This is a genomic window from Cupriavidus sp. UYPR2.512, assembly GCF_000379565.1.
Taxonomy (GTDB): Bacteria; Pseudomonadota; Gammaproteobacteria; order Burkholderiales; family Burkholderiaceae; genus Cupriavidus.
Genome location: NZ_KB903185.1, coordinates 1 through 21,384 on the forward strand (window position 1 = coordinate 1; position 21,384 = coordinate 21,384).

20 protein-coding genes and 3 pseudogenes are annotated in these 21,384 nt (G+C 63.7%); 5 read left to right on the plus strand and 18 right to left on the minus strand.

The genetic code is table 11. The annotated features are described in order from the left end of the window. Nucleotides 1–121: 121 nt before the first annotated feature. The 3 genes and pseudogenes from A3A5_RS0133435 to A3A5_RS45230 all read right to left on the minus strand — a co-directional run. Entirely contained in the window at nt 122–709 is a 588-nt protein-coding gene (locus tag A3A5_RS0133435) for a hypothetical protein (protein WP_026201390.1), read from the minus strand. Between the two features lie 64 nt (nt 710–773). Further along, the gene (locus tag A3A5_RS0133440; RefSeq protein WP_018314803.1) at nt 774–1,028 is read right to left on the minus strand and encodes a hypothetical protein; all 255 of its coding nucleotides are present in this window, start codon (nt 1,026–1,028) and stop codon (nt 774–776) included. Nucleotides 1,029–1,102: 74 nt separating this feature from the next. After that, nucleotides 1,103–1,258 (minus strand): annotated as a pseudogene (locus A3A5_RS45230) (DUF2950 family protein); the annotation flags it as partial. A gap of 718 nt (nt 1,259–1,976) precedes the next feature. Between A3A5_RS45230 and A3A5_RS0133445 the strand changes: the two are divergent. The 4 genes from A3A5_RS0133445 (at nt 1,977) to A3A5_RS0133460 (ending at nt 4,583) form a co-directional block, all read left to right on the plus strand. After that, entirely contained in the window at nt 1,977–2,924 is a 948-nt protein-coding gene (locus A3A5_RS0133445) for a lactate dehydrogenase (protein WP_018314804.1), read from the plus strand. 159 nt (nt 2,925–3,083) lie between these two features. Beyond that, on the plus strand, nt 3,084–3,305 hold the full coding sequence (locus A3A5_RS45235; RefSeq protein ID WP_026201391.1) for an anion permease: 222 nt from the start codon (nt 3,084–3,086) through the stop codon (nt 3,303–3,305). A 93-nt stretch (nt 3,306–3,398) separates the two neighbouring features. After that, the gene (locus A3A5_RS45240) at nt 3,399–3,542 is read left to right on the plus strand and encodes an anion permease (RefSeq protein ID WP_232431534.1); all 144 of its coding nucleotides are present in this window, start codon (nt 3,399–3,401) and stop codon (nt 3,540–3,542) included. A 126-nt stretch (nt 3,543–3,668) separates the two neighbouring features. After that, nucleotides 3,669–4,583, plus strand: coding sequence for a hypothetical protein (locus tag A3A5_RS0133460; protein ID WP_157637365.1), 915 nt, complete (start codon nt 3,669–3,671; stop codon nt 4,581–4,583). A gap of 497 nt (nt 4,584–5,080) precedes the next feature. Here the strand turns inward: A3A5_RS0133460 and A3A5_RS0133465 are convergent, their stop codons facing one another. From A3A5_RS0133465 to A3A5_RS0133515, 11 genes are all read right to left on the minus strand, one after another. Continuing rightward, complete coding sequence (locus A3A5_RS0133465; protein WP_035814236.1) at nt 5,081–6,679, minus strand: class I adenylate-forming enzyme family protein; 1,599 nt, start codon at nt 6,677–6,679, stop codon at nt 5,081–5,083. Nucleotides 6,680–6,946: 267 nt separating this feature from the next. After that, nucleotides 6,947–7,780: a hypothetical protein gene (locus A3A5_RS0133470; protein WP_157637366.1), complete on the minus strand. Its 834-nt coding sequence runs from the start codon at nt 7,778–7,780 to the stop codon at nt 6,947–6,949. Then, nucleotides 7,761–9,344, minus strand: coding sequence for a class I adenylate-forming enzyme family protein (locus A3A5_RS0133475; protein ID WP_018314808.1), 1,584 nt, complete (start codon nt 9,342–9,344; stop codon nt 7,761–7,763). The genes A3A5_RS0133470 and A3A5_RS0133475 overlap by 20 nt, the downstream gene beginning before the upstream one ends. Nucleotides 9,345–9,391: 47 nt before the next feature. Continuing rightward, a complete protein-coding gene (locus tag A3A5_RS0133480; RefSeq protein WP_026201392.1) occupies nt 9,392–10,213 on the minus strand; it encodes an SDR family oxidoreductase in 822 nt (273 codons plus the stop codon). Nucleotides 10,214–10,253: 40 nt separating this feature from the next. Further along, nucleotides 10,254–11,441 (minus strand): acyl-CoA dehydrogenase family protein, encoded by a 1,188-nt coding sequence (locus tag A3A5_RS0133485; RefSeq protein WP_018314810.1) that lies wholly within the window; start codon nt 11,439–11,441, stop codon nt 10,254–10,256. Nucleotides 11,442–11,468: 27 nt separating this feature from the next. Continuing rightward, nucleotides 11,469–13,070 carry an acyl-CoA carboxylase subunit beta gene (locus A3A5_RS0133490; RefSeq protein WP_018314811.1) on the minus strand — a complete coding sequence of 534 codons (1,602 nt, stop codon included), beginning with the start codon at nt 13,068–13,070 and terminating at the stop codon, nt 11,469–11,471. A 2-nt stretch (nt 13,071–13,072) separates the two neighbouring features. Beyond that, a complete protein-coding gene (locus tag A3A5_RS0133495; protein WP_018314812.1) occupies nt 13,073–13,570 on the minus strand; it encodes an acetyl-CoA carboxylase biotin carboxyl carrier protein subunit in 498 nt (165 codons plus the stop codon). Next, nucleotides 13,570–15,057, minus strand: a complete 1,488-nt coding sequence (locus A3A5_RS0133500) for an acetyl/propionyl/methylcrotonyl-CoA carboxylase subunit alpha (protein WP_018314813.1) — start codon at nt 15,055–15,057, stop codon at nt 13,570–13,572. The genes A3A5_RS0133495 and A3A5_RS0133500 overlap by 1 nt, the downstream gene beginning before the upstream one ends. A gap of 5 nt (nt 15,058–15,062) precedes the next feature. Next, nucleotides 15,063–16,901, minus strand: coding sequence for an acyclic terpene utilization AtuA family protein (locus A3A5_RS0133505; RefSeq protein ID WP_018314814.1), 1,839 nt, complete (start codon nt 16,899–16,901; stop codon nt 15,063–15,065). Next, nucleotides 16,894–17,682, minus strand: coding sequence for an enoyl-CoA hydratase-related protein (locus A3A5_RS0133510; protein ID WP_018314815.1), 789 nt, complete (start codon nt 17,680–17,682; stop codon nt 16,894–16,896). The genes A3A5_RS0133505 and A3A5_RS0133510 overlap by 8 nt, the downstream gene beginning before the upstream one ends. A gap of 13 nt (nt 17,683–17,695) precedes the next feature. After that, nucleotides 17,696–18,472 (minus strand): enoyl-CoA hydratase/isomerase family protein, encoded by a 777-nt coding sequence (locus A3A5_RS0133515; protein WP_018314816.1) that lies wholly within the window; start codon nt 18,470–18,472, stop codon nt 17,696–17,698. A gap of 225 nt (nt 18,473–18,697) precedes the next feature. Here A3A5_RS0133515 and A3A5_RS0133520 point away from each other — a divergent pair, with 225 nt between their 5' ends. After that, nucleotides 18,698–19,318 carry a TetR/AcrR family transcriptional regulator gene (locus tag A3A5_RS0133520; RefSeq protein WP_018314817.1) on the plus strand — a complete coding sequence of 207 codons (621 nt, stop codon included), beginning with the start codon at nt 18,698–18,700 and terminating at the stop codon, nt 19,316–19,318. Here the strand turns inward: A3A5_RS0133520 and A3A5_RS45245 are convergent. The 4 genes and pseudogenes from A3A5_RS45245 to A3A5_RS39720 form a co-directional block, all read right to left on the minus strand. Continuing rightward, nucleotides 19,302–19,613 (minus strand): annotated as a pseudogene (locus tag A3A5_RS45245) (class I SAM-dependent methyltransferase); the annotation flags it as partial. The gene A3A5_RS0133520 and the pseudogene A3A5_RS45245 sit on opposite strands and share 17 nt — an antisense overlap. A 444-nt stretch (nt 19,614–20,057) precedes the next feature. Next, nucleotides 20,058–20,552 carry a Cache 3/Cache 2 fusion domain-containing protein gene (locus A3A5_RS0133530; protein WP_232431532.1) on the minus strand — a complete coding sequence of 165 codons (495 nt, stop codon included), beginning with the start codon at nt 20,550–20,552 and terminating at the stop codon, nt 20,058–20,060. Nucleotides 20,553–20,728: 176 nt separating this feature from the next. Then, nucleotides 20,729–21,133, minus strand: a complete 405-nt coding sequence (locus tag A3A5_RS0133535) for a Crp/Fnr family transcriptional regulator (RefSeq protein WP_018314821.1) — start codon at nt 21,131–21,133, stop codon at nt 20,729–20,731. 41 nt (nt 21,134–21,174) lie between these two features. Then, nucleotides 21,175–21,384 (minus strand): annotated as a pseudogene (locus A3A5_RS39720) (IS5/IS1182 family transposase); the annotation flags it as partial.

The window sequence follows — 21,384 nt, forward strand, 5'->3', positions numbered from 1 at the left end:
AGGGACGCCACGGAGGCGGGGTGGGTCCACCGTGGCGATACCGCATTGACCGCCTTCGACCGCGGACGCCAGGAACCGGACCGCATGACCGGCGGGCCTGTCCTGGAACAATTCGGTGCTGCTACCTGGCTGCGGCCGGTTGCACGGACACAGCAACGGCCTCGGTATAAACTGCTTCGACCCGGTCGCCCTTCTTGATCTCCTTAAGACGTTCCGGATCCTCGACCATCAGATCCACGGTGCGTCCCTTCGGACCCTTCAGGGTGACGGTCTTGGCGCTGGTGTTGACCGCGACAACGTCGGCGGTGACGGTCACTTCCCNGCCGACTGTGCCGCCTGGCTTTGCTCCCGGCGCCGCACGGTCGGAGATCTCGCGCNCGTTCATGGCAAGCGGCCCCTTGCNCTTCNTGAGGCTCANGNTCAGGGCTTCCTTGTACTCGANCGTGACGGTATCGCCGACCTTGAGCTGTTCGAAGTTCCTCGCCTCCGGCCCCACGACGAGGTCCGTGGTCTTGCCGTCNGCGGCTTTCAGCGAGACCGTTCGCGTCGGCGCATCGATCTTGACGATCTTGGCGGTGAGCTTCGCCGTGCCGGTCGCGGTCGCCTGTCCGGGCGACTGCGTGACATCCACNCGGGTTTCGGGTTGCGCCCACACAGAAGCGGTAGCCGCGGTCATCACCGCCGCAGCCAGTAGTGTCGTTCGTTTCATGCTGTATCCCCTCTGATCAGACTTGCATTGCGCCCATTTCGCGATGTCCTGTGCCGNCCTCGCTTCAGCTAAAGCGCTCTCTCAATACGAGGGCGGTGATCGTGTGACTATTCCAAAACATGTTGTGAATACGCCCCCGCAGCTTGTCCAGGGTGTCGTCGTCGAGCGTATCGAAGGTCAGCCGCACGGCAGGCCTGGTGCCGTCGCCTTCGATGTGCTCGATGCTGGTGTATTCCGGGAACCCGTACTTCACCAGGAAGGCGCCGATTTCCTCATCCGTGGTTTTGGCGTCGAGGTTTCCAAGTAGGAGAATAGACATGACTCACCTTCGGAGTTAGGCCAGGAATCTGANAATGCCGTCGACAGCATCGGTAGACGGCAGGCAAGCAGCGAGCCCTTGGACGTCTTCACAAGCGGGATGGGCAGGGTCCAGCCGTCTTTGCCCGCGGCGATGCGGGTGCGGTCGGCGCCATCGGGGCGGACCATGTGCGACTGGCTCCAGGCTTCCAGGAACTTGTAGCGCACCTCAGCACCGACAGGAGGAATCAGCAAGGTGTGCCGGCTGGGCTGGCGCATTCTGCGCATGGGCAGCGAGCGATAGCAAGGCCAAGCCTGCGAACATCCAAGCGCAGACGCAGCGGAGCAGACCCATTCTTCCCTCCATGCCAAATCCCCTCGCCCGACTGCCGGGCATCGCCTCCGTTCCACGTTATGACCATTTAGTCGGTCAATGACGCAGGCGAAAGCGTGGCAGCCGGGCCCCCGATATGCGTCTTGCTCCGAACTCTAACGTCAGCGTTGGTCACAACAGAACTGAATCTTTTCGGAGAATGGGATAAGAATTTCTTTTCCGGAGGGCCGGATGAATGGGACTGGCCTCGACACCCAAATCCCAGTCCAGGCTTTCAAGCCGGCGCAACGCTGAGGGGCAGCCGCCGTGCCATAGCTTGACTTTCCCGTAGCAGAAAATTCATTGCGATCGGCCGGGCGGTGCTCCAGCGGTAACACCTCCTGCAGGACGTTGACGGTCAAGCCATAGGACATCAGCGCTGCAATGGGGTGCGTGACGGCAGGTCAAGGTTTCGCCGGTTGTCGCGCAGGGGCGGCGCCGGCGCAACACTGGCACTTCTACCGAAAAAGTCTATAAACCATAGCATACGGACAGTTACTCACCCGGCTAGCGCTTCTCACAACACATCTGCCTCGCGCCCATGACTGGCGCCTGGTTCAAGTACTCGTCGACCGAGGCAAAACCGGAGGCATGCCAATGCATCAACCGAAGATCGTCGTGGTCGGCGCAGGACTGGTTGGCGGCTCGGCGGCCCTGTTTGCGGCCGTGGCCATCCCGAGCGCAGAGGTGGTCATCATCGATGTTGCCCGAATCCGGGCCGAAGGGCAGGCGCTGGATCTCGCCCACTCCGCCGCATTCTGGGGAAACAATCGTTTCTATGCGGGCGACTACGAGAACGCGCGCAACGCGGATGTCGTCGTCATCACCGCCGGCGTCGGCGTGAAGCCAGGGCAGACTCGCCTGGACCTGGCCAAGACCAATGCAGGCATCGCGGCGGAAATCGTGGATCGCATTGCGCCCCTGGCCCCGGATGCCATCTACGTCATCGCGACCAACCCCTGCGATGTGTTGGCCGGCACCGTTTTTGACCGCCTGCGCTGCGCGCGGGAGCGCGTCATCAGCACCGGCACCTCTCTCGACACCGGACGACTGCGATCGCTTCTCTCCGAGCGGCTGGGCGTCGTGGCGCCGGGGATTCACGCCTATGTTGTCGGCGAACACGGCGAATCCGCAGTCATCGTATGGTCCGGTGCAACGGTCTCCGGCATGCCCCTCGAAACCTTTCTGTCCAGGACCGGCAAGGAGTTGGGGCCCGCCAGCCGCGATCTGGTCCTGCGCTCCGTGCATGAGGCGGCCAAGCTCATCAAGGAAGGCAAGGGCGCCACTCACTATGGGATCGCCAGTGCGATCGGGCGAATTTGTCAGGCCATCGTGCATAACTCCGATCTCGTTCTCACTGTTGGCATCGTGCATCCCGAAGTCGAAGGCGTGCCAGAGGTGTGTCTGTCGCTGCCGATGGTCGTCAATGGCGGCGGAGCGCAGTTGCTGGCTTACCCGGAACTCAACCCCACCGAGCGCGAGGGCCTGCGGCGCAGCGCGCGCATCGTCAAGGAGGCAACCGACAGCGTGCTGCTGGACCGGTAGGGACATCACGCACACTCCGGCGTACCGAACCACGCCGCCGCCAGGAGGTTGATCATGGATGCATCGCCCGCTAAGGCTCCACCGCCTGCAAGCTCCCCGGCCAGAAAACCAGCGGCCCCCGCAGGGCATCTCAGAGATCTCTGGAGATTTCTTGTCCCGGTGGGAATCGGCATCGTCCTCTGGTTCCTGCCGGCGCCGGACGGCCTGGAGGTGAAGGCGTGGCACATGTTCGCGGTATTTGTCGCCACCATCGCCGGCATCATGACCGCCCCCCTGCCCATGGCAGCGGTCGCCATCATCGGCGCCACGTCAGGCGTGCTTGTTGGTGTCGTGTCCTTTGCCGACGTCACACCACGGGCACGGATCTGGTCTGGCTGGTGATGCTCGCCTTCTTCATTTCCCGGGGCGTGATCAAGACCGGCGGTCGCCCTCGGCGTCCTGAGCAATGTCAACGGTTGCCTGACCCAGTATGGCATCGGCTCCGGACCGGTCATGTTCGGTGCCGGCTACGTCACCCAGGGGGAATGGTGGAAAGCAGGCTTTCTGATGAGCCTTGTCTACATGTTTGTCTGGCTGGTGGTCGGCCCGCTTTGGTGGCAGTTCCTTGGGCATGTTTGAGACGGCCTGGCTCCGGTTCATTCTCCAGCCGGGGATCCGGGGTGGCGGTTTTTGGCGGCGGGCGGGCCGGCGCTAAGGCCGTCCCGCGGGCGCATGCATTGGGCGATGGAGATTGGGGAAGAGGCCATGAAAGCAGTCCAAACCGCAGGTCGGCTCAGCGCAGCGGAAGGCAGGTGTCAACGCTTTACGACCGGCGCTACCAAGTATCTGATCGCCTTTTTCTTCACGGCGGCAGCCGGATTGGCGCAAGCCGCCTTACCCGATTCGCCTGATCCGTCCGATAGCAATGGCTGGCAATTTGCCATTGCGCCGTACCTTTGGCTGCCTAACGTCAGCGGAGACTTTCGTTTTTCCGGATCGTCATCGACCGGCGGCGGCAATCTCGACATCGGCACGGGGCCGGACAGCTATCTTCAGAACCTACAGTTCCTGCTAATGCTGCAGGCTGAGGCCAGAAAGGGCAACTGGTCGATCTTCGGCGATGCGATCTACCTCGACTTCAATCGCCAGGACACCACGCTCAAGTCGGTGACGGCGGGCAATGGCGCCCGAATCGTCGTGCCCCGCGACGTAGCGACCGATGTGGGCAGCAATATGACAGGTGGGATGCTCCAGCTTGCCGCGGGCTACAGGGCGTTACGCGCGCCGTGGGGCAATCTCGAGCCGTTCGGGGGGCTGCGCTATCTGAACCTGAGCGCTAGCGCGCATTGGACGCTATCCGCAACGTTCACGCAGCAAGGCGCGACGCTGGCGCAGCAAGCCAGCGTCTCGCAAACGGAAAACCTCGTGGACGCGATCATCGGTGTGCGCGGGCGTTTCAACCTGAGCAGGAATGGCAGGTGGTACGTGCCTTATTACATCGACGTCGGAAGCGGATCCTCCAGCTACACGCTACAAGTGTCCGCGGGGGCGGCGTATGCGGCAAAATGGGGAGATATCCAGTTATCGTACCGCTACCTGAGCTATAAAGTGAATGGAGGCGAGCTGATACAACGGCTCACCTTTAAGGGGCCCATGCTCGGGATGATGTTTCGATTCTGAGCCTCTCGCGCATAGACTGGATGACAGATTCACGCCCGCTCGCGTAACTGGCGCGGACGCAATATAGCCGTATCAGAAGTAAGATAATCGCGTAGCTGAATCCACTCCATCATCAACAGGCCACCTAACCTCGCGTGGTTAAAGGGATTGGCTGCGATCGACTTGCGGCCTTACCNTCGCTTATACCGTCAAGCACGCTGAACATTTGCTGGCGCGGAAGATGGAGCGATTTGCGGGGCGACGACTCTGGCGACACTATTGTCAATCCACCCAAACGGTACAGAAAGTCCAGCGTCCTGTCCGCATTCCGGATCCGCTGATCACCATCTCAATCCAACCAAGGGTTGGCAAGGATGATGCCGACACCGTCGAAGTCCTTGGTGTTACGTGTGGCCAGTGCGGCAGCGTGGTGCCGGCATATCCTTCTGTATCAACGTTTAGGAAAGCTACTATCCCTTGCATATTCACCTATGGGTGCCTGCCGACACCCGCGCGCGCTAGGAAGGTAGCGAAGGAAGATTCGCTCCGCTCTCGGCGCGCAATACCGCCTTGTGGATCTTGCCAGCGGGTGTCAGCGGTAGCGCGTCCCGCAGTACCACCTGCCGCGGCACCTTGTAGTCAGCCAGGCGGGTCGCGCAATAGGCGCGGATTTCCTCCTGCGTGACCTGGCAACCGGGTTTTGGCACGACGTAGTAGCGCCCGATCTCACCCATCACCGGGTCGGGCACGCCAATGCCGGCAACCATCAACACGGCGGGGTGCCGCGCGATTACCCCCTCGATCTCGGCCGGATAGACGTTGAACCCGCCCTGGATATACATGTCCTTCTTACGGCCCTTTAGGTAGATAAAGCCGCGCTCATCCACATAGCCTAGGTCGCCCGAGTGCAGCCATCCTTGTGCATCAAAGCCATCGGCCCCGGCCGCACTGCCCACATAACCCGCGCAGACACCCGCTCCGCGGAACCATAGCTCGCCAATCTCGCCCGCGACTGCGTTCTCGCCGTCGGGCGTGACCACGCGCATTGCGGCGGTATCAAGGATACGGCCGATCGATTGCATCAGATCCTCCCGCTCGGCACCCCAAGGTGTCATGACAATCGCGCCCGACGTTTCCGACATGCCATATAGGTTCATGATCGAAGCCTGCGGCATGTGCGCCTGCAGTTGCTCGAGCAATACGCCATCGGCAGTGGCCCCCCCCACGATCACTAGCCGGATCGAAGAGAAGTCCACCTCGGCTGCATCCGGGTGCATCAACAGTAGCGTGGCCATGGTCGGCACGCCCGAGAGAATCGTGGGCGGATGCTGACGCATCATGGCGAGCATCCGGTCCGCCTTGAAGGTCGGCACAAGTTCGCAGGCGCCGCCGCTCAGCAAGAAGGTCAACACCCCGCAGGTGATGCCGCCCACGTGGTTGAACGGCAGCGCCAATTGGATATGGTCGGCCTCGGTCATGCGCACATGGCGTGCCTGGGCCAATGCGGCTGCCAGCATGCTGTGATGCGACAGACCGGCCCCCTTTGGCCGTCCGGTGGTGCCAGATGTGTAGATCACCATAGCCAGGTCCGCAGACTCGACCTGTGCCTCGGCGCCAGCCAACGCGGCGCTATCCGTCGCAGTGGCAGCCAGTACCGAAAGCCGCAATGGGCCTCCTTCGGACGATGGCGGTGCGTCGATCAGCCCCACGTGCTGCAGGCTGGGCATGCGCGGTGCCAGCCGCTCGAGCATGGCAAGGAAGTCGAAGCCCTCGCACTCCTGCATCGTGAAGACTGCCTTGACCGCGCTGTCATTCACCATGTGCTCGATCTCGTTCTCACGATAGCGCACGCTCAGGCCCACCACCGCGATCCCGATGCGTGTCGCGGCGAAAAACAACTGCAGCCACTCGATCTGGTTCAGGGCGATCACGCCAATGCGATCGCCGCGCTTAAGTCCGAGACCAAGCAGGCCGCAGGCTAGCCGTGCGGAGGTGGCCTCGGCCTCGCCAAAACTGTGCGCCTGCTGCTCGCACAGATAGGCTGTGCGGTGGCCCCATTCCTGGCTGGCCCGGCGCAGGGCGGCACCAATTGTGGCCGGAGGTGGGTTGATGATCATGCGGTCCTCCTGGTGATGATAGATACGCAAAAGTATGGAGCCCGACGCGGCCAGGGCTGACATGGCTGAACGGCAAGCGTAGCCAAGCAGCAGGGGGGTAAAACTTGCGCAAACGTAGCGTTGCATTTCGCCCCTCAATGGCTCGCCCAAGGGCCTACACATTGAGCCTTCAGCTCTTGTCAACACAGCGTCCGTTTGGGACGGGCACCGACTGGGCCGGCCGCCTCACATGCGCGGCATAGCCTAGAATCCTTCGTCAGGCTGATTTCAGCACTGGCTCCTGCCAGCCTTGTTGCCAGCGGTGCCCCACTGCCCCGGTCGCATCGCTTCTCGCTGAACCACCTCGCTTGCCACGGCACCGAAGGCGGCGCCCGGTGTAGCTTCGGATGACTGCCCGCCGCGGCGCAGGGTCCAGCCGACAAAGGGATCGGCGGAGTGGCTGCTCATCATCCATTGCGCTTCGCAGGCGCGGCAACGATGTTCGCACAGCATCAGCACGATATGCGGGGTGTAGTGCCGGCGCGAAACCGGGGACACCGGGTAAAGCCCGGGATGACCGGAAGCACGCCGCGGATCCCGCGTCAGCTCGAAACATTCGCCGCATATTGACGGCTGTACCGCCGGCACGGCAATCGCGGGGGCGACCGGCTTCGGCACCTGAACCTCCCCGGCACGGACACGCTGTGCAGTGCTCCAGCGCTGCATGACTGTCCAGTACAGCACGCGCAGCAGCTCCCGGCCCGACTGCATGGCGGTGGCGCAACAGCGGTCCACGTGCTGCTCGAGCAGCAGGCCCATTTCGGCCGCCGACGCAAAGAACAGCAGTTGCTGCTGCCCGCCGCTGCCGGCGATCCAGCCGTCGAACACCTTCACTAACGCTGACTTGTAGGCATCACTGCCCCAGCGGCCCGCGCACGCGGCCTGCCGGTTTGCCTGCCGGCAGGTGCGGCGGATTTCCGTGCGCAGCGCTCTCAGTTCCGCGCGCGCTACGCCATCGGGACAGCCCAGATCTTTGCTACTGATCACAATGCACCTCGACTGGATAGCACCCGGGCCGCCTACCTGCAAACCCGTGTACCGGTCATTGCCCGGCTGCTTCAAAACAGTCCGCATACTGCTTGCGCAGCATGTGCTTCTGGATCTTGCCGGTGGCGGTAGAGGGCAGCGCATCGATGAACTTGACTGCCTTCGGCACCTCGAACTTGCCGAGGCCGGCACGGCAGAACTCTGTCAGCTCAGCTTCGCTGCAGGCCGCGCCGGGCTTGAGCACCACAAAGGCACAGATGGCCTCACTCCAGTGGCGGTGGGGCAGACCGACCACTGCTGCCGCCGCCACGGCCGGGTGCGCCAGGATGACAGACTCAACCTTGATGCTGGCGACGTTCTCGCCGCCGGTCTTGATCATGTCCTTTTTACGGTCGAGGAACAGTAATTGCCCGCCCTCATCGATCGTGCCAAGATCGCCCGTATGGTGCCACCCGTACCGCTGCGCCGCTACGGTCGCCGCGGGATCCTTGAAGTAGCCAAGCATGACGTTCGGTCCGCGGTGCACGATCTCGCCCACTTCGCCGGGCGCGAGGAGCCTGCCGTCGTCATCCATGATGGCGGCCTCGGAAACCACCGTGGAGACGCCCCAGTAGTTCGCATCGCGCGCCGGATGCTCTACCGGCCGAAAGCTCATCGTGACCGGGTAGATCTCGGTCTGTCCCGTGACCAGCATGATGTTGGGACTCAACATCGATGCGATCCGGTCCACCAGCGGCCGCGGCATCGGCGCCATGGCATAGATGCAAAGCCGCAGCGATGAGAAGTCCGCCGTGGCGGCCTTGGGATCGGACAGGATGGCCGCATACATCATCGGCAGCGCCACCAGCACGGAAATCCGCTCCTTGACGACGCTGTCGACCAAGAGCCCCGGCTGGAAGTCCCGGCCAATCACCAGGCAGGCGCCGGCCGCGCAGGTGGAGGCAGCCACCACATGCTGGCCGCAGTGGAACAGGGGCAGGACGCCTGTGACCACGTCTTGCTCAGTAAAGCCGAAGGTCGAGAGGTTGCCGATCACTGCGCTGTAGACCGAGGCATGCGAATGCACCACGCCCTTCGGGTTGCCGGTGGTACCGCTGGTGTACATGATCAGCGCGGGCTGGTCTCCATCAATGTCCACCTCCGGCAGCGTGGCAGGGCGACCCTGTGTCAGTGCTGGCAACTTCAAGCCGGCCGTGCTCGACGCACTGTTCATGGTAACTACGACAGGCAGCCCCACATCCTGCAGCAATGCCGCCATCTGCGGCTGCTGGCAAATGGCCTCGTCCGCAACGATGCAGGAGACTTCGGCATGGCGCAGGATGTAGCCGATCTGCGCCGTGTCGAGCTGGATATTGACCGGCACCCAGACATTGGCTGATTTATGAATGCCATTGAGCGCGACCAGCATGTCGATGGAATTGGCGCACAGCGTGGCAACCTGGATCCCGCTGCCATGCGCCTCAAGCAGGTAGTGGGCGAACTGCGAGCTGAGTGCGTCCAGCTCGCAGTAGCTCAGGCGTTGCTCGCCATTGACCACGGCAGTGCGGTCTCCGTGCTTGACGGCAGTGCGATGCACGATGTCGCCCAGTGCTACGCGGCGAATGCGACGGCTTACTGCCGAAGCTTCTGGTACCTGCATGTCTGTCTCCTTATTTGATGTTGTGGTGTCCCGCTCTTCCGGCGGAATCAGCCGGCCGGTCGCGCCGCCTGCTCGCTGGCCGCGGCCTCGATCATCGGCTTGACGCTGTCTATGGCGCCGCCGCCGTCGCACGGGATGATCGCGCCCGAGATGAATGATGCTGCCGGCGAACCGAGGAACATGGCGAGGTTGGCGATGTCTTCGCTGGTGCCCAGCCGCCCCAGCGGCACCATTGCCCGAACCCGCGCATCGCCTTCCGCGCCCTGCGGCGAGAGCCGGCGCATGCCTTCGGTGTCGGCGATGGGCCCCGGCGAGATGGCATTGACCCGGACGCCGGCAGCGCCCCACTCCATTGCGAGCACGCGAGTGAGCTGGTCCACCCCGGCCTTTGCCGCGCAGACGTGGGCCTGGTAGCGGATCGGGATCGCGCCCTGAGGCGCGGTGATATTGATGACTGAAGCGCCTGGGCTGGCCAGGTGAGGGAAGGCCTGCCGCATCACGTGGAAGGTGCCGTTGAGGTCAATATCGACCACCACCTTGAAGCCGTTGGACGAGAGCTGGTTGAGCTCGGCCAGGAAGTTGCCGGCGGCACCGGAGACCAGTACATCGATCTTGCCGAAGCGGTCGTGCGCAGCGGTGAAGGCGCGGCCTACTGCATCGAAGTCGCGCACGTCGGCGGTTACGCCCAGCACCCCGGCGCCGTGCGCGGCCAGAGCGGCGACTGCAGCGTCCACGTTTTCCTGCTTGCGGCTGGCCACGGTCACATTGGCGCCGTGGCGGGCGAAGGCATGGGCAATGCCGAGGTTGATGCCGGTGGTACCGCCGAACACGAAGGCGTGGCGGCCGGCGAAGTCAAAGGATACGGTCATGGCAATGTCCTGTCGAAAGCGGCTGGTTGCGGGTGCCAGGTCAGCAGGCGGCACGCAGTAATTCCTCGGCGATGATCATGCGGCGAACCTCGCTGGTGCCGCCGCCGATGGTGGCGAGCTTGGCATTGCGGTAGTGGCGGTTGACCTCGGTCTCCCAGATAAAGCCGGTGCCGCCGTGGATCTGCACCGCCTTGTCGGTCACGTGCAGCAGCATCTCCCCGACGCGCAGGATCGAGGCAGCGCACAGCTTGTGCAGATCGCCCCGTCCGCCACCGCCCTGCTCCAGCGCATTGCACGCCATCAGCGCGCGATAGGCCAGCGAACGCGCCGCTTCCAGCTCCGTGTACATGTCGGCCAGCATCGCCTGCACCATCTGGAACGAACCGATCGGCTTGCCGAACTGCTGCCGCGTCTTGGCATAGTCAAGCGACAGGTCGAGGCAGCGCTGCGCCTCGCCGATGCACGGCAGCGCCAGGAAGGCACGCTCGATATCGAGCCCGCTCATCACCACCGCCACGCCGCGGTTCTCGCCGCCGATCAGGTTGCGGGCCGGCACCCGGCACTCGTCGAACACCAGTTCGCCGGTCGGGGCGCCCCGCCAGCCCATCTTGGTGAGCTTCTGCGCGACGCTGAAGCCAGCGAAATCCCTTTCCACGATGAACGCCGAGATGCCCTTTGCACCTTGCGCCGGATCGGTCTTGGCATAGACCAGGATCACGTCGGCCACCGGCCCGTTCGAGATGAACATCTTGCGGCCGTTGAGCACGTAGTCGTCGCCGTCCCTACGCGCCGTGGTGCGCATGCTGCCGAGCGCATCCGAGCCGGCCCCGGGTTCGGTCAGCGCCAGCGCCCCCACCCACTCGCCCGAACATAGCCGCGGCAGGTAGCGCTGCCTCTGCTCCTCGTTGCCATTGCGCAGGATGTTGTTCAGGCAGAGGTTCTCGTGCGGCCCCCAGATGAAGCCGGCGTTGGCGTTCCAGTAACCGAACGCCTCCGCCACCATGCCGGCGGAGAACAGGTCCATGCCGGATCCGCCGTATTCGGGCGGTGCGGTAATCCCGAGGTAGCCGGCGGCGCCAAGCATCGGCATCAAGTGCTCGGGGTACCAGTCTTCGCCGTCCATGCGCGGCAGCAGCGGCGCCAGTTCGGCCTTGGCGAAGCGGAATGCCTGGTCGTAGACTTCACGCTGCTCTGGAGAGCGCTCGAACTGCGCAGTCGAAATCGTCATAGTGTCTCCTCGCTTGGTGATTCCGCTTCAGATGCGCAGAATGCCTTGCTGGCGCTCGCCGAATGGCGCGTTGAGCGAAGCTGACAGCGCCACCCCTAGCGCGTTGCGCGTATCGACCATATCGAGCACGCCGTCGTCGCGCAGCTCGGAGGTCTGGTAGTACACGCTGTTGCTGCGGGTATAGTCCTGCTGAATCTGGTCATGGATGGCCTGGATCTCGGCAGGATCGGGCTGCTTGCCTTCCCGCGCCAGCGCGGCGATCTTGATCTGCGATAGCGTCCTGGCGGCCTGCTCCGCACCCATGGTCGCGCACTGCGAATGCGGCCAGGCGAACAGGAAACGCGGATCGTAGCCCCGTCCGGCCATGCCGTAGTTGCCGGCGCCGAAAGAGGCATGGCACAGGACGCTGAACTTGGGCACCCGCACATTGCTCTGGACCATGATCATCTTGGCGCCGTCCTTGGTGATGCCGCGATGCTCGTAGTCCCGCCCGATCATGAAGCCGGTGATGTTGTGCAGGAACAGCAGCGGCACGCCGTCGCGGTCGCACAGTTCCATGAAGTTGGTGGCTTTCTCTGCCGCCTCGCTGAACAGCACGCCGTTATTGGCGAGGATGCCGATCTTGTAGCCCCACAGGTAGGCATAGCCGCACACCAGCGTGGTGCCGTAGTCGGGCTTGTATTCGTGGAACAGGCTCCCGTCGACCAGGCGCGCGATGACCTCGCGCATGTCGAACTGCTTCTTGATGTCGTCCGGGATGATGCCGTAGAGCTCTTCCGGATCGTAGTACGGCGCTTCCGGCTCACGCATGTCCACCGCCTGCTTGGGGCGGCGGCGCAGGGTGCCGACGATCTCGCGCGCCAGCGCGATGCCCTGAGTTTCCGAGTCCACCGCGTAGTCGGCCGTGCCCGAGATGCGCGTGTGCACATCCGCGCCGCCCAGTTCGGCCGCGCTGATGTCTTCGCCGGTGGCGGCCTTGACCAGTGGCGGGCCGCCCAGGAATACGCCGCTGGAGCCGCGCACCATGATCGAGTAGTCGGACAGCGTGGGCACGTAGGCGCCGCCAGCAGTGCAATGGCCCATGGCCACGGCGACCTGTTCCACGCCGGCAGCCGATAGGCGGCACTGGCTGTAGAACATATGGCCGCCCTCGTGGAAGATATCCATCTGCATGGGCAGATAAGCGCCTGCGCTGTCGACCAGGTGCACGATCGGCAGACTGTTCTCCAGTGCGATCTTGAGCGCGCGGATGGATTTTCTTGCGCCGAGCGGATAGACCGCGCCACCCTTGATGGTGCTGTCATTGGCCAGCACCATCACTTCGCGGCCGTTGACCACCCCGATGCCCGAGACCACGCCGGCGCCCTTGATATGCGCGTCGTACTTGGCGTGATTGGCGGCCAGCGGTGAAAGCTCCAGGAACGGGGTGCCGGGATCGAGTAGCAGCTCCAGGCGCTCGCGCACCAGCAGCTTGCCCTGATCACGCACACGCTTGATGTCGCGCTCAGCCCGGTGGTGGCGGACGTCCTGCATCATTGCCAGGAATTCCTCGCGCACGCGCAGGTTGTGCGCACGGTTGGCCTGGAAAGACTCGGAGCGCGTGTTGATACGGGATTCGATGCGGCGCATGTTTACTCCTTCGCCGCTTCGAGCCGCACGAGCAAGGCGTCCCGGTCGAACAGATCACCCTTTGCACAGGGAATTTCCGCGACTACGCCATCGCGGGCCGCTTCCAGGTTGAGTTGCATCTTCATACTCTCGATCACGATCATGGTTTGCCCCGCGCTCACGCGATCGCCCACGGCGACCGCGACCTCGATCACGGTGCCCGGCATTGGCGCCACGCAGACATCGCCCTCCTCGGCATCCGCCCCGGCGCCGCGGACCGGATCGCGCAGCGTAACGGTCCAGGCACGCCCGAAAGCATGCACATAGGCGGTCTCGCCATGCTGGGCGACCCACACGGCATGGGTGTGGCCGCCCATCGTCAGCCCCAGCGCGCCGTCCGGCTTGCTCTCCATCGTTACGTCAGACACTGCGCCGTCGACCTCGACCCGGCCGCCACGTGCATCGCGCACCAGCGCGACGTGGTGGCGCGCACCGGCTCCAACTTCCGCTGTCAGCTTCATCAGTTTCTCCAGGCATGCATGGCGCCATGCACCGCAGGCGGCGCAAAGCGTGAATCGGTCAGCGTGCGGTTGGTCAGCAAGGCCGCAGCAAGAACCACGGCAACCTGCTCCCGCGTAGGCGCCGGCACCTGCAGCGCCGGCCTGTGCTCTTCCAGAAAGCTGGTGTAGGTATTGCCGGCCACGAACTCAGGGTGGGCCAGTACGCGTTCGAGATAGGCGGCGTTGGTGGTGACACCCAGCGCAACGGTCTGCTCCAGCACGGCGCGCATGCGTTCGATCGCCTCGGCACGCGTGGCGCCGCGCACGATCAGCTTGGCCAGCATCGGGTCGAACGCCGAGGTCACGGTGTCGCCCTCCTGCACGCCGGCATCCAGGCGGAACCCGTCTGCTTCCGGCGGGCGGAATAACCGCAGCTTGCCGGTGGCCGGCATGAAATCGCGCTCGGCGTCTTCGGCGCACAGGCGGCACTCAATGGCATGCCCGGTCAACCGGATCTCGTCCTGGCCAAAGCCCAGCGGATCGTCTTCGGCAATGCGGATCTGCTCGGCAACGATATCCAGGCCGGTGATCATCTCGGTGACGGGATGCTCGACCTGGATGCGGGTGTTCATTTCCAGGAAGTAGAACGCACCCGAGGGGTCAACCACGAACTCCACGGTTCCCGCCGACGCATAGCCGACGGCCTTGGCGAGCGCCACCGCCTGGGCGCCCATGGCCTGCCGCAGCGGCGCGTCAACAAACGGCGATGGCGCTTCCTCTATGACCTTCTGGTGTCGGCGCTGGATCGAGCACTCGCGCTCGCCGAGATAAACAATATTGCCATGGCGGTCGCCCAGTACCTGGATCTCGATATGGCGCGGGCGCTCGATGTATTTTTCGAGGAACACCCGGGCATCGCCGAACGCGGCCTGCGCCTCGCTCGTGGTGCGTTCGAAGGCGGCGCGGCAGGCTGCCGGATCCGCGTCGTGGATTACGCGCATGCCTTTGCCGCCGCCGCCGGCGCTTGCCTTGAGGATGACCGGGAAGCCGATCTCGGTTGCCACGTCGAGCGCATGGCCGGCATCGCGGATTTCGCCGTCATAACCGGGAATGGTGTTGACTCCGGCCTGCGTGGCAAGTCGCTTGGAGCGGATCTTGTCGCCCATGGCTTCGATGGCATCGGCGCCCGGGCCAATGAAGCGTATGCCCGCGGCGTCGAGCGCGCGGGCGAAGTCCGCATTCTCGGAAAGGAAGCCGAAGCCGGGATGCACTGCATCCGCGCCGGTGGCACGGCATGCGGCAAGGATATTGTCGATCGACAGATACGCGGCCACGGGCGTCGGCCCGTCGATGCAGTAGGCCTCGTCAGCCAGCCGCACCGCGAGCGAGTCCTGGTCCGCCTCGTGATAGACGATTACCGCACGCTTACCCAGGCGCCGGCAAGTGCGGATGATACGCGCCGCGATCTCGCCGCGGTTGGCGATCAGCACCGTGTTGATGGCAGGCATGGCTGTCAGGCTCCGTTTTTCTTGACGTTCTTTACTTTGTCGCCCGCGGCGTACAGCGCGAGCGGCCCCTGCGCCGTGAGCCAGGCGGCCGGCACGCGGACCGGCAGGTCCATCAGCATCTGCGCGTAGCTCTTGCCTTGCGGGTCATAGCGCAGCGACGCGATACCGCCGCCACCCAACGCCCCGGTCAGCAGGAAATTCAGTGCGTGGAAGCCGGGCAGTTCCCAGCGGCGCACTGCGCCGGTGATGTAGTGCCCGAAGAAGGTACCGACCCGTTCCGTGGTCAGTTCGCGGCGCAGCACCGGCAGGAACTCCGGGCGGCGTGCGATGACCCCGATATTGGCGTCATTGCCCTTGTCGCCGCTGCGGCCCCAGGCCAGGGCGATCAGCGGCACTTCCACGGCATCCCCGGGGGCAGGTTCATCGGCCCCTGCCACCGGTTCGCGCCGTTCCAGCGGCTGGCCGGCCGCGACCGTCACGGAGGTCACGATGCCGTCCAGTTCGACCTGCACCGGCACCCGGCCCTTGTCTAGCAGGAAGGAGAACAGCCGCACCACCGGCGACGGTGACGGCCGTCCGCCGAACAGCCCGGTAGTGCCTTGCGCCATGGCTACGCCGGCCTGCGTCATCTCGCGGCCGAAGACCTCCAGCGCGGTCTTGTCATCGTGGCGCAAGCCGATCTTCAGGACCACTTCGCGGGCGGACGCGGCAAAGCGGCCGGCTTCCCCATAGGTATCTTCGGCGCCGATCACCTCGACCGAAGTCTCGCGATAGTCCCCACGCCCGGCAGCCAGGTTCAGGCCGCGCGTGCGCTCGATGATGGCCTGCCCCATGCGGCGCGCCTTGGCTGCCGCATCGCGCCCCGCCACCATCATGGTGGCGATCACGCGCCAGCCGTCGGCGTAGGTGGCACTGACCTTGTAGGTCGGCGTCGGGGCGCGGCCGCGGGCGCCGCTCACGTGCACGCGGTCAGTGCCGTCCTGCGCCAGCTTCACATCTGTGAAATCGCAGACCACGTCCGGCAGGATGTAGGCGGCAGGGTCGCCGATCTCATAGACAATCTGTTCCGCCACGGTGGCGGGCGTGACCAGGCCGCCGGTGCCAGCCGGCTTGGTCACGGTAAAGGCGCCGTCGGCCGAGCACTCGACGATGGGATAGCCCATGTCTTCCCAGCCCGGCACCTCGGCCCAGTCGGTAAAGAGGCCGCCCGTGCATTGGGGACCGCATTCGATGACATGGCCGGCCAGGCTGCCGGCGGCCAGCAGGTCATAGTCAGTATCGCGCCAGCCGAATTCATGCATCAGGATGCCAAGCGTTACCGCCGAATCCACGCAACGGCCGGTCAGCACGATGTCGGCACCCGCATCCAACGCCGTGGCAATGGAGCGCGCGCCGAGGTAGGCGTTGCAGCTCTGCACACGCCGGGGAAAAGGCGCTCCCGTGAACATCTCGGTGGGCGCAAGCGCGTCGATTTCCTCGATGCGCGGCATCAGGTCATCGCCTTCGACGACGGCAATACGCAGCGGCACCCCAGCGGCCTTAGCAGCCACGGCCAGCGCGTCGCGACACGCCCGCGGATTGATGCCTCCGGCGTTCGACACTACCCGAATGCCACGCTTGGCAATGTCCGGCAGGAACGGCGCGAGGGTCTCGACGAAGTCGGGCGGATAACCAAATTCCGGGGATTTAGCCCGCGCGCGCGCGAGCAGCGACATGGTGATCTCGGCCAGGTAGTCCGACACCAGGTAGTCGATCCGGCCGCTGCCAACCAGTTGCGCCGCGGCTTGCGCGCTGTCGCCCCAGAAGCCGGAGGAACAGCCAATGGCAATCTTGCGCTCAGCCATGACTGCTCTCCTCTGCGCGCACCCAGTGCGGCTTGCGCTTCTCCGCGAAAGCAGCCATGCCTTCGCGAGCCTCGTCGCTGCTGGCAAGCCGCTCGATCATCACCTCCGCGTAGGTGAGGGTCTGGTCGATTGACATGTCCTGCATCAGGTCGAGCGCCTGCTTGCCCACCCGCAGCGCGTTGGGCGAATTGGCCTCGAGTCGCTCGAGGACATCGACCACCTGGCGATCCAGCTCGGCGGCCGGTACCGCGCGGTTGATCAGGTGGTAGCGCTCGGCCTCCGCGGCACTGAGCGGCTCGCCGAGGAAGGCCATCTCCCAATAGCGCCGGCGTGGCAACTGACGGATCAGGTAGGTGGTGATCATCATTGGGAACAGCCCTACCCTGACTTCCGGCGTGCCGAAGCGGGCGTGATCCGCGGCCAGCGCCAGGTCACAAGCCGAGACCAGCCCAAGGCCGCCGCCCAGCGCAGCGCCGTTGATACGCCCGACGATGGGCTTGTGGCAGGCGCGCATGGCCCGGTACACCTGTACCAGCGGATTCTCCGCGCGCCCCGTGTCAAAGCTGCCGGCATCGCCTTTCAGGTCGGCCCCCGCGCAGAAGGTGCGATCGCCCGCCGCGGTCAGCACCACCGCGCGAATGGCGTCGTCGCCGGCCGCGTCACGGAACGCGTCGACTAGTTGACCGGTCATGACGCTATTCAGCGCATTGTGGGCGTGCGGCCGGTTCAGGGTGAGCCAAAGGGCGTTGTCCCGGCGCTCGACAACAATGGAATCAGACATCGACTTTCTCCAATCAGGAAAAACGCGAAAAATCGGGCTGGCGCCGCGCGAAGAAGGCGGCAATGGCTTCCTGCATTTCCTCGGAGGCAAAGCAGATCTCGAGCGCTTTTCCTTCGGCCGCTATGGCTGCGGCCAGGCCCGCGCGGTGGCCCATCCTGAGCAGGCGCTTGCTGGCCCGCATGGAGGCCGGCGGGAGCGCCGCTAGTGCTGCCGCTGTCGCATTGGCGCGTGTCATCAATGCATCCGGAGCCAGCACTTCATTGACAATGCCGGCGCGCAAGGCCTTCTCGGCATCAAAGGGCTGGGCCAGTAGGACCAGTTCGTTCGCCAGCCGCATGCCGGCATGCAGCGGCAGCAGGTAGCTGGAGCCGAATTCGGGCACCAGGCCGAGTTTTGTGAATGGCAATTGGAACGTTGTCCCGGCGGCCGCGAAAACGAAGTCGCAATGCAACAGAAGCGTCGTGCCGCCGCCGATCGCACTGCCGTGCACGGCGGCAACGATGGGCTTATCGAAGTCGTCCAGGCGCATCAGTAGCCGAGCGAAGGCCGAGCGGACATAGCCCTCGGGCAACGGCCCGGCCTGAAAGCCGTGCAGGTCGCCGCCTGCGCAAAATGCTTCGCCCTGCGCGCGCAGCAGAACCACGCGAGTCTGCTCGTCCTGCTGCGCCTCAAAAAGGCGCTGCTCAAGCTGGCAAAACCACGCCTCGTTCATCACGTTGCGTGCTTCAGGCGACCCGAACGTCACCGTAAGCACATGCTCACTGCGTTCAGCGCGGAAATTTTCGTTCACGTGTCTCCTCCTTGGGGCCCGGCTCTGGCGAGTGACGCGCCACAGGCTGCGGTTTGAGGGAGTCTAGAAGTGCGGAGATAAAAAAGCAAGCGCTTGGTTTATTTGTGACGTACACTTTCAGCCGTGGTATCCGAGGGGTTGGATCAATAACTTGTCCAGACGCTGGCGTCAGGCACCCGTCTAAAATGACGCCCGCCCCCAACTAAGTGACATCGAGCAAGAGATATGGCGCGACCGAAACGCGAAGACATTAATGACGTCAATCGCCGCAATGACCTCGTCATCGCGGCGGCATTGCTGTTCAAGGAGAAGGGCTACCATGGCACGACCATGCGCGACATCGCGCGGGCCATCAACATGCAGGCGGGCAGCCCTTTCTATCATTTCGCCAGCAAGCAGGACCTGCTATTCGCCGGCGTGGAAGAAGGACTGCTGGGATGCCTGGCCGACCTTGAGGCGATCGATCCTCAGGGAATGCCGGCACTGAATTACTTCCGCGAGCTGGCGCGCGCCCATCTTCGACGTTTGCTCGAAACGCAGGGCGGGATGGTTCCGATGGTGGTGGATGAATGGCGCTACCTGGAAGGCCCGCATCTCGAAGCCGTGCTAGCGATACGCCATCGCTTCGAGGCATTGTGGCAAGCCGCGTTAGCCCGACTCAAAGATGCCGGTCACGTCAGACGTGCCGACGCGATGGCCTGCCGCTTCTTCCTCAGCGCTTTGCATGGCACGGTGCGTTGGTACAGGCCGGACGGTCCTTTGTCGCCTGATGAGATTGCCGACGAACTCGTGGATTGCACGCTCTGTGGCGACACGGATCGCCATGGCGGATCTCGAACACCCTGAGCCGGGACGCGATCTCAGCTTCCACTGTACAAAGGTGTCAAGGCCAGCGCCGAGGATGACATACTGACTGAGCCCGCGGCCGGTCTGTTCCACGACCAAGTCCTCAATCAAAGGCAATCGAGACGCGGAAGGGATGCGTGAACTGCGGGTCCATTCGCCCGCGACGTCAACAGCCCAGCAACTCCAAGCCGATTTCGTCTTCCAGCACGTGCGGCGCGGCGTCGGCCTCGACATGCAGAGCGCGCCATAAGGCGACTCGAGCTGCGGTGCTGTCTGGCGCTATTTCGCCATTCATGGCTTTCGATCCTATTGTTCGTCTTGCACCTAAAGTTGACCTGCTCGTCCCGCGCCACGCTATGCAAGAAAGGGGTTTTGCTTCGGTCCCATGGCGATCCATTCGCGGACATAACTGCGCGTGCGCTTTCCGACTGAAGTGCCCCCCCACGTACGACCGTTTGACCTTGGAAGCAGCCGTAGAGGTCGCCCTGGGTCGAAAGGCAGTTCAGGGTCGGGAAGCGACCGTCGAGTCGACTGATAGCAGTCATACGTTGGCCCGCGTGCCCGTTGGAGAGAATAGCTTTCACTCGGCTGGGAAGGATAGGAAGACCGCCGTAATGCGACTGAGCCTCGGCAGAGGCTCAGTCGATCTCGAAGACGTCTTGTACTTCCTGACGGCCGAGGAAGGCCCTGCCCGCTAAAGTGTCACCGCTGGGTGACGCGCCCGGGAGTGGCCAGTGGCTCATTGCGTCTTCGGATACCCTACGTAGTAAATGCCGATGACACCCCCACTGTTGTCGTGGATAGGCTCATATCCAGTGGTATATGGCTTGCCAAGGATGTCAGCATCACCGTAGTAGGCACCACCACCGCGTATTGCCCCCATGGCCTTGCCCTTCGGATCGAGGACAGTCCCAATCGCCCTCGATCCATCGTCCTTCTGTACATTCGTCGCCACGCGCACGAAATCATCGCCGCTCTTGACGAACAATGTTGCCGTGCCGCCATGCTCCTTTTTGACTTCATCAACTACGGCAAAGTTGTTGTTCATCTTGGTCGCGCCAAAGTACAAAGCTGGCGCGGGTTTTCCTGCAACAGCATCTTCTCCTTTAATCCCCGGTGCGCCCAATTTGGCCGTCTTAGCCTTCAGTGACGCCATGGCCTGCTTCACGTTCTCCGGTGATTGCGCATAGCTCATGGCGGGAGTGAAGACCGGCAATGCGAGTGCAAAGATCACAGGGGCGACCCATCGCCCTATAGCACCTACGGGACATGCTTTTGCCATTTTGTCCCCCTTTAGGCAGCGTCGCCGACGAGGCGAGGCGGCAACTTCCCCGGGACCGGGCAGCGTGCCCCTTTGTCCGATTGGAGTATAGGCAGCGGTCGAGACGCTGCTTCTCCGGAAGCGAGGCACTACAAAACTTTCCCCGCACCGCGCTCAATATGCTCGCGCATGATCTTGATTTGCCCCCGCGACAGCGCAATGACTCCCCTTGCCTCGAGCCGATTCAACTCGAGACCCACACGATAGCGGGAACCACCGACAGATCTGGCCAGATCCGCCTGGGTCACCTCGATGCAGACATCGGAGGTGCTACCTTGCGGTGACCGCCTTGCCAATTGCACAAGGCGCGCCCATACCTTGTCCGTCAGTGACTCGAAGGACTGCGTGCCATACATTTCCAGCACATTGTTCAACCTGCTCGCGAGCATCAGGGTGATTGCCAATGCTACTGTCGAATCGTGCAGAAGATGCTCCAGGAGCTCTCGCCGGATATGCAATACCTCGGATTGACGATCGGCAAGGCGTTGTTGCATAAATCGAGATTGAAAACAGGGGCTCCTCGGTGACGCTGAACTCAGGCNATACGGACGGATTGCGGGCGAGCGAGCGCGACCATGCGGTTGAGCACGCCCGCACGGATAGCCACTTCGGTGGCCTGCGACCCGATTTCGCGTGCCCACAGACTGTGTCCCGTCAGCGTCTTGAGGCGGTACATCAGGGTCTCGGCCAGCGAGCGCCGGTGATAGCCGCTGGCGGCTTTCCAATCGCGTCGACTGCTCTTCTC

Coding starts and splice junctions, on each gene's coding strand:
- A3A5_RS0133440 (WP_018314803.1), bottom strand. CDS start 1,028: ATGTCTATTCTCCTACTTGGAAACCTCGACGCCAAAACCACGGATGAG.
- A3A5_RS0133445 (WP_018314804.1), top strand. CDS start 1,977: ATGCATCAACCGAAGATCGTCGTGGTCGGCGCAGGACTGGTTGGCGGC.
- A3A5_RS0133460 (WP_157637365.1), top strand. CDS start 3,669: ATGAAAGCAGTCCAAACCGCAGGTCGGCTCAGCGCAGCGGAAGGCAGG.
- A3A5_RS0133465 (WP_035814236.1), bottom strand. CDS start 6,679: ATGATCATCAACCCACCTCCGGCCACAATTGGTGCCGCCCTGCGCCGG.
- A3A5_RS0133475 (WP_018314808.1), bottom strand. CDS start 9,344: ATGCAGGTACCAGAAGCTTCGGCAGTAAGCCGTCGCATTCGCCGCGTA.
- A3A5_RS0133480 (WP_026201392.1), bottom strand. CDS start 10,213: ATGACCGTATCCTTTGACTTCGCCGGCCGCCACGCCTTCGTGTTCGGC.
- A3A5_RS0133485 (WP_018314810.1), bottom strand. CDS start 11,441: ATGACGATTTCGACTGCGCAGTTCGAGCGCTCTCCAGAGCAGCGTGAA.
- A3A5_RS0133490 (WP_018314811.1), bottom strand. CDS start 13,070: ATGCGCCGCATCGAATCCCGTATCAACACGCGCTCCGAGTCTTTCCAG.
- A3A5_RS0133495 (WP_018314812.1), bottom strand. CDS start 13,570: ATGAAGCTGACAGCGGAAGTTGGAGCCGGTGCGCGCCACCACGTCGCG.
- A3A5_RS0133500 (WP_018314813.1), bottom strand. CDS start 15,057: ATGCCTGCCATCAACACGGTGCTGATCGCCAACCGCGGCGAGATCGCG.
- A3A5_RS0133505 (WP_018314814.1), bottom strand. CDS start 16,901: ATGGCTGAGCGCAAGATTGCCATTGGCTGTTCCTCCGGCTTCTGGGGC.
- A3A5_RS0133510 (WP_018314815.1), bottom strand. CDS start 17,682: ATGTCTGATTCCATTGTTGTCGAGCGCCGGGACAACGCCCTTTGGCTC.
- A3A5_RS0133520 (WP_018314817.1), top strand. CDS start 18,698: ATGGCGCGACCGAAACGCGAAGACATTAATGACGTCAATCGCCGCAAT.
- A3A5_RS0133535 (WP_018314821.1), bottom strand. CDS start 21,133: ATGCAACAACGCCTTGCCGATCGTCAATCCGAGGTATTGCATATCCGG.